12 protein-coding genes are annotated in these 14,026 nt (G+C 73.7%); 4 read left to right on the top strand and 8 right to left on the bottom strand.

The genetic code is table 11. From position 1 onward, the window contains the following. Positions 1-6: 6 nt before the first annotated feature. Complete coding sequence (locus ACZ3X1_RS16930; RefSeq protein WP_467280112.1) at positions 7-1,809, bottom strand: hydroxysqualene dehydroxylase; 1,803 nt, start codon at positions 1,807-1,809, stop codon at positions 7-9. A 175-nt stretch (positions 1,810-1,984) separates the two neighbouring features. Here ACZ3X1_RS16930 and ACZ3X1_RS16935 point away from each other — a divergent pair, with 175 nt between their 5' ends. Together ACZ3X1_RS16935 and ACZ3X1_RS16940 are read left to right on the top strand one after the other, a co-directional pair. After that, complete coding sequence (locus ACZ3X1_RS16935; protein ID WP_356815393.1) at positions 1,985-2,290, top strand: 4a-hydroxytetrahydrobiopterin dehydratase; 306 nt, start codon at positions 1,985-1,987, stop codon at positions 2,288-2,290. Next, positions 2,290-3,057 carry a class I SAM-dependent methyltransferase gene (locus ACZ3X1_RS16940; protein WP_356815394.1) on the top strand — a complete coding sequence of 256 codons (768 nt, stop codon included), beginning with the start codon at positions 2,290-2,292 and terminating at the stop codon, positions 3,055-3,057. The genes ACZ3X1_RS16935 and ACZ3X1_RS16940 overlap by 1 nt, the downstream gene beginning before the upstream one ends. A 64-nt stretch (positions 3,058-3,121) precedes the next feature. On the opposite strand, the gene ACZ3X1_RS16945 is transcribed toward ACZ3X1_RS16940, so the two are convergent. From ACZ3X1_RS16945 to ACZ3X1_RS16975, 7 genes are all read right to left on the bottom strand, one after another. After that, positions 3,122-3,547, bottom strand: a complete 426-nt coding sequence (locus ACZ3X1_RS16945) for an RICIN domain-containing protein (protein WP_467280113.1) — start codon at positions 3,545-3,547, stop codon at positions 3,122-3,124. 10 nt (positions 3,548-3,557) lie between these two features. Then, the gene (locus tag ACZ3X1_RS16950; RefSeq protein WP_467280114.1) at positions 3,558-4,406 is read right to left on the bottom strand and encodes an aldo/keto reductase; all 849 of its coding nucleotides are present in this window, start codon (positions 4,404-4,406) and stop codon (positions 3,558-3,560) included. A 107-nt stretch (positions 4,407-4,513) separates the two neighbouring features. Then, positions 4,514-5,284: an ABC transporter ATP-binding protein gene (locus ACZ3X1_RS16955; RefSeq protein WP_356815397.1), complete on the bottom strand. Its 771-nt coding sequence runs from the start codon at positions 5,282-5,284 to the stop codon at positions 4,514-4,516. Beyond that, positions 5,281-7,974: an ABC transporter permease subunit gene (locus ACZ3X1_RS16960; protein ID WP_467280115.1), complete on the bottom strand. Its 2,694-nt coding sequence runs from the start codon at positions 7,972-7,974 to the stop codon at positions 5,281-5,283. The genes ACZ3X1_RS16955 and ACZ3X1_RS16960 overlap by 4 nt, the downstream gene beginning before the upstream one ends. Positions 7,975-7,982: 8 nt before the next feature. Beyond that, positions 7,983-9,251, bottom strand: a complete 1,269-nt coding sequence (locus tag ACZ3X1_RS16965; RefSeq protein WP_467280116.1) for an ABC transporter substrate-binding protein — start codon at positions 9,249-9,251, stop codon at positions 7,983-7,985. Positions 9,252-9,389: 138 nt separating this feature from the next. Then, the gene (locus ACZ3X1_RS16970; protein WP_467280117.1) at positions 9,390-11,213 is read right to left on the bottom strand and encodes an AMP-dependent synthetase/ligase; all 1,824 of its coding nucleotides are present in this window, start codon (positions 11,211-11,213) and stop codon (positions 9,390-9,392) included. Positions 11,214-11,530: 317 nt separating this feature from the next. After that, positions 11,531-12,382 carry a LysR substrate-binding domain-containing protein gene (locus tag ACZ3X1_RS16975; RefSeq protein WP_391701193.1) on the bottom strand — a complete coding sequence of 284 codons (852 nt, stop codon included), beginning with the start codon at positions 12,380-12,382 and terminating at the stop codon, positions 11,531-11,533. Between the two features lie 161 nt (positions 12,383-12,543). On the opposite strand from ACZ3X1_RS16975, the gene ACZ3X1_RS16980 reads away from it, so the two are divergent. Both ACZ3X1_RS16980 and ACZ3X1_RS16985 read left to right on the top strand, forming a co-directional pair. Next, complete coding sequence (locus tag ACZ3X1_RS16980; protein WP_467280314.1) at positions 12,544-13,584, top strand: bile acid:sodium symporter family protein; 1,041 nt, start codon at positions 12,544-12,546, stop codon at positions 13,582-13,584. Positions 13,585-13,593: 9 nt separating this feature from the next. Continuing rightward, positions 13,594-14,025, top strand: coding sequence for a (2Fe-2S) ferredoxin domain-containing protein (locus ACZ3X1_RS16985; protein ID WP_467280118.1), 432 nt, complete (start codon positions 13,594-13,596; stop codon positions 14,023-14,025). Position 14,026 lies beyond the last annotated feature (1 nt).

Below are 14,026 nucleotides of genomic sequence, written 5' to 3' on the forward strand. Positions count from 1 at the left end.
GCGCGATCAGCCGACATCGAAGAGGTTGCGCAGGCCGAGGCGGTACCGCCACAGGTCGTGCCGCTTGGCGGACTCCATCTCCGGCGCCCGGTACAGCGGCCGGACGGTGCACCGCCGCGCCGTCGAACCGTCGCGGTCCAGCAGGCTGTTGACGGCCGCGCGGGCCGAGGCGTTGGCGCCCTCCATCGTCGCCAGGTCGATGTCGACGGCGACGTAGTCCCCGCTGAGGAAGAAGTTCGGGACGCGCGTGCCCGCGCTCGGCCGGTTGGCGAGGGTCCCGACCGGGTGGATCAACAGCTCGTCCTGGTTGGTGGGCTCCGGGGTGCCGAGGCCGTCCACCCCGGGATCCAGGAACCACGAGTGCAGCTTCGAGTCGGACAGCAGGGTCTCCCCCGTGTCGTTGAGGGAGGCCTTCAGCTGGGCCCACACCTCGCGCGCCACCTCGTCGCGGGTGCACCGCTTGGCCGTCTTCCCGTACAGGATCCCCGGCTTGTCCCACTCCGAGATGTCCACCGACAGGCAGTCGACCGCCGCCCCGTCGCCGTAGTCGGCGGGGAAGTCCCGCGCCGGCCAGTGCTCGGCCTGCTGGATCGCCGTCAACGACCAAGGGGAGTCGACGCAGTTGAAGTGGCCGTGCACCAGCGGTGCCCGTTCGGTCAGGTAGAACTGGATGCCGGTCATCCAGTCGGTCCGGAGCCTGTCGCAGCGCCCCAGCATCGGGTCGGCGGCCCGCAGCCCCGCGCTCCAGGTGCGCCGGGCGTGCTCGACGGGCAGGGCGCTGACGTAGTGGTCGGCGGTCGCGGTCTGCCGGGCGCCGTCCGGGCCCTCGACCGCGACCCCGCTCACCCGGCCGCCCGCGTACTGCACCTCCCGTACGGTCCAGCCGATCCTGAACTCCACCCCGAGGGAGCGCAGATGGGCCTCCCACGGGTCGATCCACGCCTCGTTGGTCGGCAGGTTGAGGATCCGGTCCGGCGGGCCGTCCGCCCCGCGGCCCAGGAGGTTGAAGACGAAGGCCTCGCCGAGGGTGCCGACGGTACGGGTGGAGGCCTCCTCCGCCTTGGTCGCCACGATGTTGCGGGTGACGCCGACCGCCAGGATGCGCTGGTACTCGTACGACATCCGTGCCGCCCGGGTGAACTCCCACCACGGGGTGTGCTCCCACACCTCGGCCCGCCGCTCGTCGCAGCTGGTGAGGAAGACCAGTACGCGGTCGACGAAGTACGCCGTCTCGTGCGGAGGCAGCCTGACCAGGGTCTGCAGGATGCCCGACAGGGCGCGCCGCACCTCCTCGGGCGTGAGCGCGGCGGGGGAGTGGCCGGGCCAGGGGATCGGGCCGCGCAGGTCCTCGCGGCCCCCGGCGCGGGCGAACATCATCTCGGGCGGGGCCACCAGGTTGTCCCACACGCCGTTCGCGTTGCCCGCGAAGGGGATGCGCCGCATGGTGTCGGGCAGGTTGTGGTAGATGCCGGGGATGAAGCGGAAGCCGTGCTCCGCGGGCAGCGGCCTGCGGCCGCCGCGCGCGCTGCCCGGCACGTCCATGCTGCGGGCCTTGCCGCCGAGCGCCCGGCGCTCGTACACGGTGACGGCGTATCCGCGCTCGGCGAGTTCGTGTGCCGCGGTCATCCCCGCGACCCCGCCGCCCAGGACGGCGACGCGCCGGCCGTTCGGGGAGGGCGCCGCGGGCGGTGCCGCGGCGGGCGCGGCGGCCGCCGCCGGAGCCGCCAGGGCCGCCGCGGCCTGGGCCGACAAGGTCGCGGCGCCCGTGCCCGCGATGAACGTACGCCTGGAACTCCCGGTGCCGGCCATGGCGAATGCCCCCTCGTTACTGCTGGTAACAGTCACGTCCGGCGCAGGAGCCTAGGGGGCGTGCGCCGGGGGCGGAAGGTGCAGAAGTACCCGAGCGCACTATGGCGCGAAAGGTTCGATCCGGCGTGCACTGTGGGAACCTTGACTACACGTCACGGGGAAAAGGAGCCGGTGCATGCCGAGTGAACCGCTGTCGCAGAAGGAGATCGAGGACCGGTTGCGGGAACTCCCCGGCTGGGCCTTCGAGGACGACCGGATCATCCGTACCTACCGCCTGGGCACGCACTTCGCGGCGAGCGCCCTGGTCGCCCACATCGCCTCCGTCCAGGAGGAGTTGAACCACCACTCCGATCTGACGCTCGGTTACAACACGGTGCGGCTCTCCGTGAACAGCCACGACGCCGGAGGCGTGGTGACGGAGACCGACTTCGCCCTCGCGGAGCGCGTCGAGTCCCTCGCCCCCTCCCACGGCGCGAGCTGATGACCACCACGCACATACCGACCGCGAAACCGCTGCTCGACTACGACGCCGAGGCCGAGGTCTACGACGCCTCCCGCGGCGGCACCCCGCGCGCCGAGGCCGCCGCGGCGGCCGTCCTCAGCCTCCTCCCGCCCGAGGTGGCCACCCTCCTCGACCTCGGCTGCGGCACGGGCATCGTCACCGCCCGGCTGGGGCGCCCCGGACTGCGCGTCCTGGGCGCCGACGCCTCCCACGGCATGGCCGCCGCGGCGCTGCGCCGCGGCGTCCCCGTGGCCCGCGCCGACGCGGCCCGGCTGCCCGTGCGCTCGGGCTCGCTGGACGCGGTGAGCGCGGTGTGGCTGCTGCACCTGCTGCGGGGGCCGGGGCTGGTGCCCGCGGTGATCGCCGAGGCCGCCCGGGTGCTGCGGCCCGGCGGGGTCCTCGTCACCACCGTGGACAAGGATTGCGCGCACGACGTCGGCAGCGACATCGACGCCGTGTTCGCCGCGCATCTGACCCCCACCCCCTCGGACTCCTCCGGGGAGGTCGAGGCCCACGCCTCCCGGGCGGGCCTGCGCCCCGGCGGCGAGGCCCGTTTCACCGGCCACGGCCAGGGCCGCACCCCCCGCGGCTCCGCCGAGGCGCTGCTCGCGGGGCGGTACGCCTCCCGCATCGTCCCGCGGGGCATCACCGCACGCCAGCTGGCGGCCCGGCTGGAACTGCTGCCCGACCAGGACACCCCGCGCCCGGAACCGACGTACCGCCTGCGGAGCTTCGTACGCACGTGACGCTGCGGAACGGGCCCGGCGCGCAACGGGCCCGGCGCCGCTGCCGGGCCCGCCGGACCGGCGCCTACGCCGGTTCCAGCCGCCACCACTGGGACGCGGAATCGGTGTCCTCGACCTGCCGGACCCGGCCCTCCGCGTCGGCCTCCAGCAGCAGGCCGCTGATGCAGGCGATCAGGGACACCACACCGGGAGCGTCGAGGTGCTCCTCGACGATCCACTCCTGCGCGCCGAAGGCGTTGGCACGCCACACCTGCACCCGGGCGCCGCTGTCCGTCGACGCGTTCGCCACGTCCAGGCGCCGCTCGTTGTCCTCGCTCACCACGTGGAAGATCCCGCCGCCGCTGTGCACCGGCGCGATCAGCCACCGGCGGGCGGCCGCCGGAGCGGGCGGCCCGTCCGGGCCGACCCGCACCCGGGAGGCGCCCTCCAGCTGGAGCACCAGCCCGCTGTCCACGTTGCGGATCCGGTAGAGCCCTTCGGGAAGGTTCACGCGCCCGTCCTCACACGTCGAATTCGGCCGGGTCCGGGCCGATCCGGCGGCCCGCCGCGCCCGCGCCCAAGGCGTCCAGCGCGGCCGTCTCGGCGGCGTCCAGCTCGAAGCCGAAGACGTCCAGGTTCTCCCGGATGCGGGCGGGGGTCACCGACTTCGGGATCACGACGTTGCCGTGCTGGAGGTGCCAGCGCAGCACCACCTGCGCGGCGCTGCGGCCGTGCGCCTCGGCGATCGCGGTGACGGCCGGCAGTGTGAGGAGCTCCTTGCCCTGGCCCAGCGGCGACCAGGCCTCGGTGACGATCCCGCGCGCGGCGTGCTCGGCGCGCAGTTGGGTCTGCGGGTGCAGCGGGTGCAGCTCGACCTGGTTGACGGCCGGCACCAGGGAGCTCTCGGCGGCGATCCGGTCCAGGTCCTCGGTGCGGAAGTTGGACACGCCGACCGCCTTGGCGCGGCCGCTCGCCGCGATCTCCTCGAAGGTCTTCCAGATGGTGACGAAGTCGTCGCGCATCGGGCGCGGCCAGTGGATCAGGTACAGGTCGACGTGGTCGAGACCCAGCTTGGCCAGGGAGTCGTCGAAGGCGCGCAGCACCGCGTCGCGGTTCCACGTCTGCTTCGGGCCGTTCCACAGCTTGGTGGTGACGAACAGTTCCTCGCGCGGCAGCCCGGAGGCGGCGACGGCCTTGCCCGTGCCCCGCTCGTTGCCGTAGATCGCGGCCGTGTCGATGCTCCGGTAGCCCGCCTCCAGGGCGGTTCCCACGGCGTGCTCCGCCTCCGAGTCCGGCACCTGCCAGACGCCGAAGCCGAGCTGGGGCATGAGCGTGCCGCTGTTGAGCTTGATGGCCGGGACCTGGTTCACGTCGGGTCGTTCCCTCACGTCGGCGCGTTGCTGCGCGGTGTTACAGCGTCGTACGAGGGGCGACAACCGGCCCCTCGTGCAACGTATTCCCGCCGCGCCGGCCCGCCTCACGCGCTGCCCAGGTACGCCTTCCGCACCAGCGGGTCGGCCCGCACCTCGGCCGGCGTGCCCTCGGCCAGCACCGTCCCGAGGTCCAGTACGACCACGCGCGTACAGAGGTCCATCACGAAGGCCACGTTGTGCTCGACCAGCAGCACCGCGCAGCCGTCCTGCGCCGCCAGCCGCCGCACCACCGCCGCGAGCTGCTCCCGCTCGGGCGCCGACATCCCGGACGCCGGTTCGTCCAGCAGCAGCACCCGCGGCGGATCGGCCACCGCGCGCGCCAGCTCGGCCATCCGGGCCTGCCCGACGGGCAGCCCGCCCGCGTACGCGGTCCCCAGCGCGCCGATCCCGCAGTCGGCCAGCACCCGCTCGCCGCGCACCCTGCGGGCCCGCTCCCGGGCGCGCCGGGACGGGAGGGCGAGCAGGTCGGCGACAGGCCCGCCCCCGCCGCCCCGCCACTCCTGCGCCACCAGCACGTTGTCCGCCACGCTGAGCTGACCGAACAGCTGCTGCCGCTGGAACGTCCGGCGCATGCCGTGCCGGGCCCGCCAGACGGGGGAGCGGCGCGTGATGTCCGCCCCGTCCAGCAGGACCCGCCCCCGCTCCGGCCGGCGGATCCCCGACAGGACGTCGAAGAGCGTGGTCTTCCCGGCCCCGTTGGGTCCGATCAGCCCGCACACCTCGCCCGCCCGGACCCCGAGGTCCACCCCGCCCAGCGCCCGGACGCCGCCGAAGCGCACCCCGACCCCGCCCGCGTGGAGCGCGTAGCCGCTCATGTCCCCATCCCCAAGTAGGCCTCGGTGAGCCGGTCGGCCTCCACCTCGTCCCGCGGGCCGCACCAGGAGACCCGGCCCTGGGAGAGGTAGGCCACGGTGTCGGCGACGCCCAGGATCCCGGCGGCCTTCTCCTCCACCAGGAGCAGCGCGGTGCCGGCGTCGCGCAGTTCGGTGAGCAGCGCGTACACCTCCTCAGCCACGCGTGGGGCCAGCCCGAGGGAGGGCTCGTCGGCGATCAGCACCGAAGGCGGCCGCTGCAGCAGCGGAGCCAGGGCCAGCATCTGCTGCTCCCCGCCGGACAGGGCTCCCGCGCTCACCCCGCGGCGCTCGGCGAGCCGGGGGAAGCGGTCGTAGACGGCGGCCCGGGCGTCGGCCTGCGGCAGGTGAAGGGCCAAATTCTCCTCGACGGTGAGCGACGGGAAGATCCCCCGGCCCTCGGGGGCGAGCAGGACCCCGGCCCGGGACCGGCGTACGGGCCCGTCGCCGGTGGCGTCCCGCCCGCGTATCCGCACCTCCCCGCCGGTGACGGGCAGCAGCCCGGCCGCGACCCGGCACGCGGTGCTCTTCCCGGCTCCGTTCGGCCCGAGCACCGCGAGGATCTCCCCGCGCCGCACGACGAGATCGACCCCGTGCAGCACGAGCCCGCCGTCGTACCCGGCCGTGACGCCGCGCAGTTCGAGCGCGGGTCCTTGACCCCCTCCGGCGTGCGCGGCGCGGGGGCCGGGGAGGACTCCCGGTCGGGGAAGGGGCGGGGCGGGGGAGGGCTCCGCAGGGACCGCGGCGGCGGCGCGCCGCCGCGCCAGCCGTACCGGGACGGCCGCGCAGTACCCGTCGGGGTCGTTGGCGAGGGCCAGGCCGGCCAGGCCGAAGAGGATCACCGGCAGGTGCGCGGACCCGGTCACGTAGTCGGACAGCAGCCGCGGGGCCACGGCGTACACCAGTCCCGCCACCACCGCGTACTGCGGTCGCCGCACGCCCGCCGCCACCACGACCGCCAGCCACACCAGCCCCGTCATCGCCGTGAAGTCCGTCGCCGTGATCCGGGTGTTGTACGAGGCGTACATCACGCCCCCGAAGCCGGCCAGTCCGGCCGACAGGGTGAAAAGCAGCAGTTTCGTGCGCAGTACGGACACCCCGGAGGCGACGGCCGCCGCCGGGGCCGACCGCACCGCGAGCATCGCCCGCCCCGACGGCGATGCGCGCAGCGCCGTCAGAGCGGCGGCGACCAGCGCGACCAGCACCACCAGGGCCACCCCCAGGGCCCGGTCGTCGGAGAGGTCCACCGGCCCGACCACCGGCCGCGGAACCGACCAGCCGGTGTCGCCGTTGCGCAGCCACCGCAGCTGGAACAGCACCTGGTCGGCGAGGAACGCCAGGGCCAGCGTGGCCAGCGCCAGCGACCTGCCGCCCAGCCGCAGCGCCGGCAGCGCGACCAGCGCTCCCAGCAGCGCGGCCGCACACGTGCCCACCGCCAGCGCGGCCACGAACGGCCAGCCCCGGCTCATCAGCAGTCCGGCCACGAGAGCGGCCCCCGTCACGAAGGTGCCCTGGGCTAGGGACACCATCGCCCCGAGCCCGGTCACCACCGTGAAGGACATGAACACCAGTGCCACGGCCAGTCCTTGCGCCAGCAGCCCGCTCCAGAAGGGTGTCGTCACGGTGTAGAACGCGGTGCACAGCAGCCCCGCGCCGGCCGCCCAGACCCCCCAACGCCGGCCCCAGGAGGCCCCGGCCAGGTGGTCCACCGGCGGGGCGTCCACGGCCGCGACCCCGGCGGTCCGCGACCTGCGGGTCAGCACGAGCAGCCCGCCGAACAGGATCAGGAAGGGCACCGCCGTACGGAAGCCGGTGACGGACTCGGCGAAGGACGCGTAGCCGGCCACCAGGTTCTGCAGCACCCCGAGCCCCAGCCCGCCCGCGAAGGCGAGCGGCACGGACGCGAACCGCCCGATGACGGCCGCCGTGGCCGAGACGAACAGGAACAGCGTGAAGTCATGGGCCGACAGCCCCAGCAGCGGGGTCGCCAGCACACCCGCCAGTCCGGCCAGCACCGACGCGATCATCCACGCCACCGACGACAGCCGGTCGGCGCTGATCCCGCGCAGCTCGGTCAGCGAGCGGTTGTCGACGGCCGCCCGCAGCAGCAGCCCGATCCGTGTGTGCCGCATCAGCACCCACAGGGCCACCGCCACCAGCGCGGTGACCACCCAGGTGATCAGCTGGTCGGAGTCGATGCCGACGCCGTCGGTGAGCTGCCAGGACTTCGCCGGGCTCGGCCCCACGCCCGGCAGCCCGAACCGGTTCTCCGCCGGCTTCACCGGGGCGCCCGCGTCCGCGAGCAACTCGACCGCCCACAGGCCGGCAGCGGGCAGTGCCACCAGCAGCCCGATGGTCGCCACGATCTGCGCCGTCTCGCCGACCCGCGCGAGCCGCCGGAACATCAGCCGGTCCAGCCCCCGGCCGAGGCCGGGGGCGAGGACGAACACCACCAGCAGCGCCGCCGGGACCGCCGGCAGGCCCAGCCCGGAGTGCAGTTCGTAGAAGGTGAGCGCACACAGGTAGGCGGTGGCCCCGTGCGCGAAGTTGAACAGCCCGGACGCCGAGTACGAGAGCACCAGCCCGGTGGCGAGCAGCGCGTACAGGGCGCCGGAGACCAGACCGCTCAGGACGAAGACGAGCAGATCCCCCATGTCGCGGCCTACTTGAAGGGGATGGGCTCGTGGCACTTGAACGGGACGGAGACCTCGTACGCGCCGTTCTTCAGCTGTACGAGCGATCCGCAGCCGAAGCTGTCCTTCTGCCCCTTGGGCAGCGAGCGGTCGCCGACGAGCGTGCCGGTGTCGGAGAAGCCCTGCGCGGCTGCCTGGAAGGACTCGACGGTCAGGTCCTTGCCCGCCTTCTGCGCGATGGACAGGAACAGGTCGGCCGACATGTACCCGGTGAGCATGTGCATGCTGAGCGGCACCTCCCTGCCGCCCGCGGCCGCCTTGATGTCGGCCTTGAACCGGTCCATCTTCGGGTCGGCCGACTCGAACGGCTGGAACTGCAGCAGCACGTGGACCCCGTCGAGGGCCTGCCTGGTGGCGTCCTGGGTGAGCAGCCCGGGGTCGTAGTCGGTGGGGTCGGAGAGCAGCCCCTTGTACCCCCCGCGCTTGAGCGCGGTGAAGAGGCCGATGTTGTTGGGGGTCTGCATGACGGAGACCACCGCGTCCGGGGCCTTGCCGTCGTTGCTGGAGAGGATCTCCTTCACGTACGCGGACCAGTCGCTGGGGACGGCCGTGCCGGGCACGGAGGCCTTGGCGTAGGACACCGTGAAGCCGGCGCCGGCGAAGCCCTGCTGGAAGGTCCGGATGCCGAACTTGCCTGCGTCGCTGTCGTTGGCGATGACCGCGACCGACTTGCCCCGGGCCCCGCCGAGGATCTGGGCGATGCCCTCGGGCCAGGTCTGGTTCAGGGTGCCGCCGGGGGAGGGGACCAGGCAGCCGTTGAAGCCGTAGACGTACTTGGGTCCGCAGAAGGAGGGCAGGGTGCCCCAGCCGAAGGTGGGTACCTTCTCCTGCTCCAGGAAGTCGGCGCCGGAGAAGGTCACGGAGCTCATGGGGGACACCGCGAAGACCTTGTCCTGCTGGACGAGCTTGCGGGCGGCCGCCATGTTCTTCGCGGGGTCCTGGCCGTCGTCCTCCGCGCCCAGGTATTCGATCTTGCGGCCGTTGACTCCGCCCTCGGCGTTGGCCCTCAGGTAGCGCGCCTTCGCGCCGAGGTCGGTGTCCTTCTTGCTGTAGCCGCTGGCGGTGGTCATCGACACGATGCCGCCGACCTTGATCGAGTCGCCGGTCACCCCGCGCGTGCTGCCGGGCGCGTCGCCGGGCCCGCCCGCAGCGGTACCGTTGGTGGAGGCGGAATTGCAGGCGGAGACGAGCGCGACGGCCGCCGCCGCGGCGGCCAGGGTGCGGATCGGTCGCAACATGTCGGGGATCCCCTCGCGTCGGAATCCCCGCATTCTGTGGGCGACCTGACGGATCGTCAATATCAACGACCCGTCGAAATGACGAGCCGTCAGATGCGGCGATTCCCCGCTCCGGATCCGCCGCTCCGGATCCGCCGCTCACGTCTGGTAGAGCGCCGCGACCTCCTCCGCGTACGCCTTCTCGATCGCCCGGCGCTTGAGCTTCAGCGAGGGGGTCAGCAGCCCCCGCTCCTCCGTGAACTGCTCGGCCAGCACCCGGAAGGTGCGGATCGCCTCCGCCTGTGAGACGAGGGTGTTGGCGGCCACCACCGCCCGGCGGACCTCCGCCGTCAGCTCCGGGTCGCTCACCAGGTCCGCCGCCGGCATCTGCGGTCTGCCGCGCATCGACAGCCAGTGCGCTATCCCCTCCATGTCCAGGGTGAGCAGTGCCGCGATGTACGGCCGGTCGTTGCCCACCAACACGCACTGCGCCACCAGGGGATGCGAACGGACCCGTTCCTCCATCGCCGCCGGGGCGACGCTCTTGCCGTTGGACGTCACCAGGATGTCCTTCTTGCGCCCGGTGATGACGAGGTACCCGTCCTCGTCCAGCCGCCCCAGGTCCCCGGTCGCCAGCCAGCCGCCCCGCAGCACCGCCTCCGTGGACCGGGGGTCGCCCAGGTACCCGGAGAAGATGTGCCCGCCGTGCAGCCAGACCTCCCCGTCGTCCGCGATGTGCACCGTGCTGCCCGGGATCGGCGGCCCCACCGTCCCGTACTTCGTCGCCTCCGGGGGGTTCGCCGTGGCCGCCGCACAGGACTCGGTCAGCCCGTACCCCTCGAACACCGTGATCCCGGCGCCGTCGAAGAACAGCCCGAGGCGGCGCGACATCGCCGACCCGCCCGACATGGCGTACCGGACCCGCCCGCCCATCGCCTCGCGGACCTTCCCGTACACGAGCTTCTCGAAGAGCTGGTGCTCCATCCGCAGCGTCGCCGAGGGACCCGGCCCGGTGCCGAAGGCCTTCCGCTCGCGCGCCTCCGCGTACCGCACGGCCGTCTCCACCGCCCGGTCGAAGGGTCCCGTACGCCCCTCCGCCTCCGCCTTGCGGCGGGCGGCGGCGAAGACCTTCTCGAAGACGTAGGGGACGCCGAGCACGAAGGTCGGCCGGAACGCCGCGAGGTCCGGCATCAGCTCGGCCGCCGCCAGCACCGGCTGGTGCCCGAGCTTGACCCGCGCGCGGACGGCCGCCACCTCCACCATCCGCCCGAAGACGTGGGCCAGCGGCAGGAAGAGCAGGGTCGACGGCTGGTCGCCCTGCCTGCCCCGGAACACCGACTCCCAGCGGGCCACCAGGGTGTCGGCCTCGTACATGAAGTTGGCGTGTGTCAGCACGCACCCCTTGGGGCGGCCGGTGGTGCCGGAGGTGTAGATGACCGTGGCCGTCGCGTCGGGCGTCACCGCTCCGCGGTGGCGGTGCACGACGTCGTCGGCGACCGAGCGGCCGTCCTCGACGAGGGCGTCCAGGGCCCCGGCGTCCAGCTGCCACAGCCGTCTCAGGTGCGGGAGCCGGTCGATGACCGAACCCACCGTCATGGCCTGGTCCTCGTTCTCCACGACGCAGGCCGTGCAGTCGGTGTCGTAGAGGATCCAGTGCACCTGCTCGGTGGAGGACGTCGGGTAGACGGGGACGGGCTGGGCGCCGATCGCCCACAGGGCGAAGTCGAACAGCGTCCACTCGTACCGGGTGCGCGACATCACGGCCACCCGGTCCCCGAAGCGCACCCCCTGGGCCAGCAGTCCCTTGGCGAGCGCCAGCACCTCGGCCGCCAGCTCGCCGGACGTCACGTCCCGCCACGCCCCGTCGGCCTTCCGGCCCAGGACCACCCGGTCCGGCTCCTCCCGGGCGTGCTGGAAGACGATGTCGGCCAAGCCGCCGACGGGCGCGCCCGTGACGATCGGTGGGACGGTGATCTCACGCAAGGACCCGCTCCTCTCCGCGCGCCGCGGTGAACGTACCTCAGTGTCAAGGGGGGTAGATCGGCGTTCGGACACCTCCACAAGACCTCCCCAGTGATCACGTCGTTCACGCCGCTGACGTGCGGGTCGGAAGGAAACGGGCGGCACGGCGTACGCCCGGCGGTCGCTCCCGTGCGCAGCGTACCGCCCGGGCGGTATGCGGCGGTCGGCCGCCATGGCGGTGCGCGTCGGGAGGTGCGCCTGCAGCCGGTGCGCCTGCGGCCGGTGCGCGTTTCGGCGGTGCGCGTTTCGACGGTGCGCGCCCGGGCGGTGCGCGGCGCTCATCCGCTGCGCGTGAGCCGGTCCGCGCCCGAGAGGACCGCCGCCGCCAGCGCCTCGGCCGCGGGCGACGCGCGCGCCCCGCGCACCAGCGCGAACTCCACCGGCCCCAGCTCGGGCAGCCCGCCGACCCTCACCAGGCCCGGCGGGATCAGCCCCCGCGTGTGCGCCATCACGCCCAGCCCGGCCCGGGCGGCCGCGACCAGACCGCTCAGGCTTCCGCTCGTGCACGCGATCCGCCACGCCCGGCCGTCCCGTTCGAGCACCTCCAGGGCCCGCGCCCGCGTGATGCCCGGCGGCGGGAAGACGATCAGCGGAACCGGCCGCTCGGGATCCACCCGCAGCCCCTCCGCGCCGATCCACACCATCCGGTCCCGCCAGACGAGCCTGCCCCGCTCGTCGCCCGGCCCCCGCCGCTTCGCCAGCACCAGGTCCAGGCGCCCCGCGTCCAGCCGTTCGTGCAGCGTGCCCGACAGCTCCACCGACAGTTCGAGGTCCACCTCGGGATGTTCGTGCCGGAAGCCCTCCAGGATCTCCGGGAGCCGCGACAGCACGAAGTCCTCCGAGGCCCCGAACCGCAGCCGCCCCCGCAGCCGCGTCCCCGTGAAGAAGGCCGCCGCCCGCTCGTGCGCCTCCAGGATCGTCCGCGCGAAGCCGAGCATCGCCTCGCCGTCCTCCGTCAGCTCCACGCTGTGCGTGTCCCGCAGGAACAGCGGCCGCCCGGTCGCCTCCTCCAGCCGCCGCACGTGCTGGCTGACCGTGGACTGACGCACGCCGAGACGCACGGCGGCCTGCGTGAAGCTCAGCGTCTGGGCCACCGTGAGGAACGTACGCAGCTGCACCGGGTCGTACATCCCCCCAGCGTAGGCCGGCTCATCCCGATCCGTGATGACAGTGAGAGCGGTGTACGGGTTTCCCGATCACCGCCGGGGCCCGACCATGAAGGGACGAAGAGCACCCGGTCAGACCCGGCCGGGGTCCCGACCGTCCCCGACAGCAAGTGAGCACCCTGCGCATGCGCCGCCCGCACCTCCCCGCCCGGCTCCGCCCGGACCCGTACGTCCTGGCCCTGCTCGGTACCGTCGGCCTCGCCGCCCTCCTGCCCGCCCGCGGCGCGGCCGCCACTGCGGCCGGCGCCGCCTCCACCGCGGCCGTGGCCCTCCTCTTCTTCCTCTACGGCGCCCGGCTCTCCGCACGCGAGGCACTCGACGGCCTGCGCCACTGGCGGCTCCACCTCACCGTGCTCACCTGCACCTTCCTGCTCTTCCCGGTCCTCGGCCTCGCCCTGCGCGCCCTCGCCCCCGGCCTCCTGCCGCCCCCGCTCCAGAGCGGCCTGCTCTTCCTCTGCCTGGTCCCCTCGACCGTCCAGTCCTCGATCGCCTTCACCTCGATCGCCCGCGGCAACGTACCCGCCGCCATCTGCGCCGGCTCCTTCTCCAGCCTGGCCGGCATCGTGCTCACCCCGCTGCTCGCGGCCGTCCTGCTCGGCGGCCGCACGGGCGGCTTCTCCTTCGATTCCCTCCTCAAGATCACCCTCCAGCTCCTGCTGCCCTTCCTCCTGGGCCAGGCCCTGCGCCGCTGGGTCGGCGGCTTCCTCACCCGCCACAAGAAGGCCCTCGGACGCGTCGACCGCGGCTCGATCCTCCTCGTCGTCTACACCGCCTTCGGCGCGGGCGTGGCCGCCGGCATCTGGCAGCAGGTCAACCCGCTGCGCCTCGGCGCGCTGATGGTCGTGGAGGCCGTGCTCCTCGCGGTCATGCTGCTCGTCACCTGGTACGGCGCGGCCCGCCTCGGCTTCGGCCGCGAGGACCGCATCGCCATCCAGTTCGCCGGGTCGAAGAAGAGCCTGGCCGCCGGACTCCCCATGGCCAGCGTGCTGTTCGGGGCCCAGGCCGGCCTCGCCGTGCTCCCGCTGATGCTCTTCCACCAGATGCAGCTGATGGTCTGCGCCGTCATCGCCCGCCGCCGCGCCGCGGACCCGCTGCCCGAACTCCCCGCCGACCGTGTGGCGGAGGTCTCCCCAACGGCCCAACAGGCCGCGACCCAGGCCCGGTAACGTGCGGTGGTGACCTGGATACGCCCGCTCGGCGCCCACGCCGAACGCCCCTGCACCCTGGTGGTCTGTCGCGGCTGCTGCTGCGGTGACCCCCGCAAGAACCCCGGCTCCGACCACGCGGGCCAGCTCGCCCGGCTGCGCGAGGCCGCAGCCGCGTCCGGGGGCCGCCTGGCCGTCCGTACGAGCGACTGCCTCGGCCCGTGCGCGCAGGCCAACGTCATCGTGGTCCAGCCCACCACCGAGGCCCGCCGCCGGGGCGCCCGCGCGGTGTGGTTCGGCTGGGCCCTCGACGACACCGCCACCGACGAGATCATCGCCTGGGCCGAGTCGGGCGGCCCGGGAGCCACCCCGCTCCCGGCCACCCTTGACCTCCACCGCATCGACCCCCCGACCCCGAAGCCACCGGCCGACACCGGTCGCCGCTCCCGCCGGGGGCGCTGAC

The organism is Streptomyces sp. NPDC023541 (assembly GCF_055559995.1).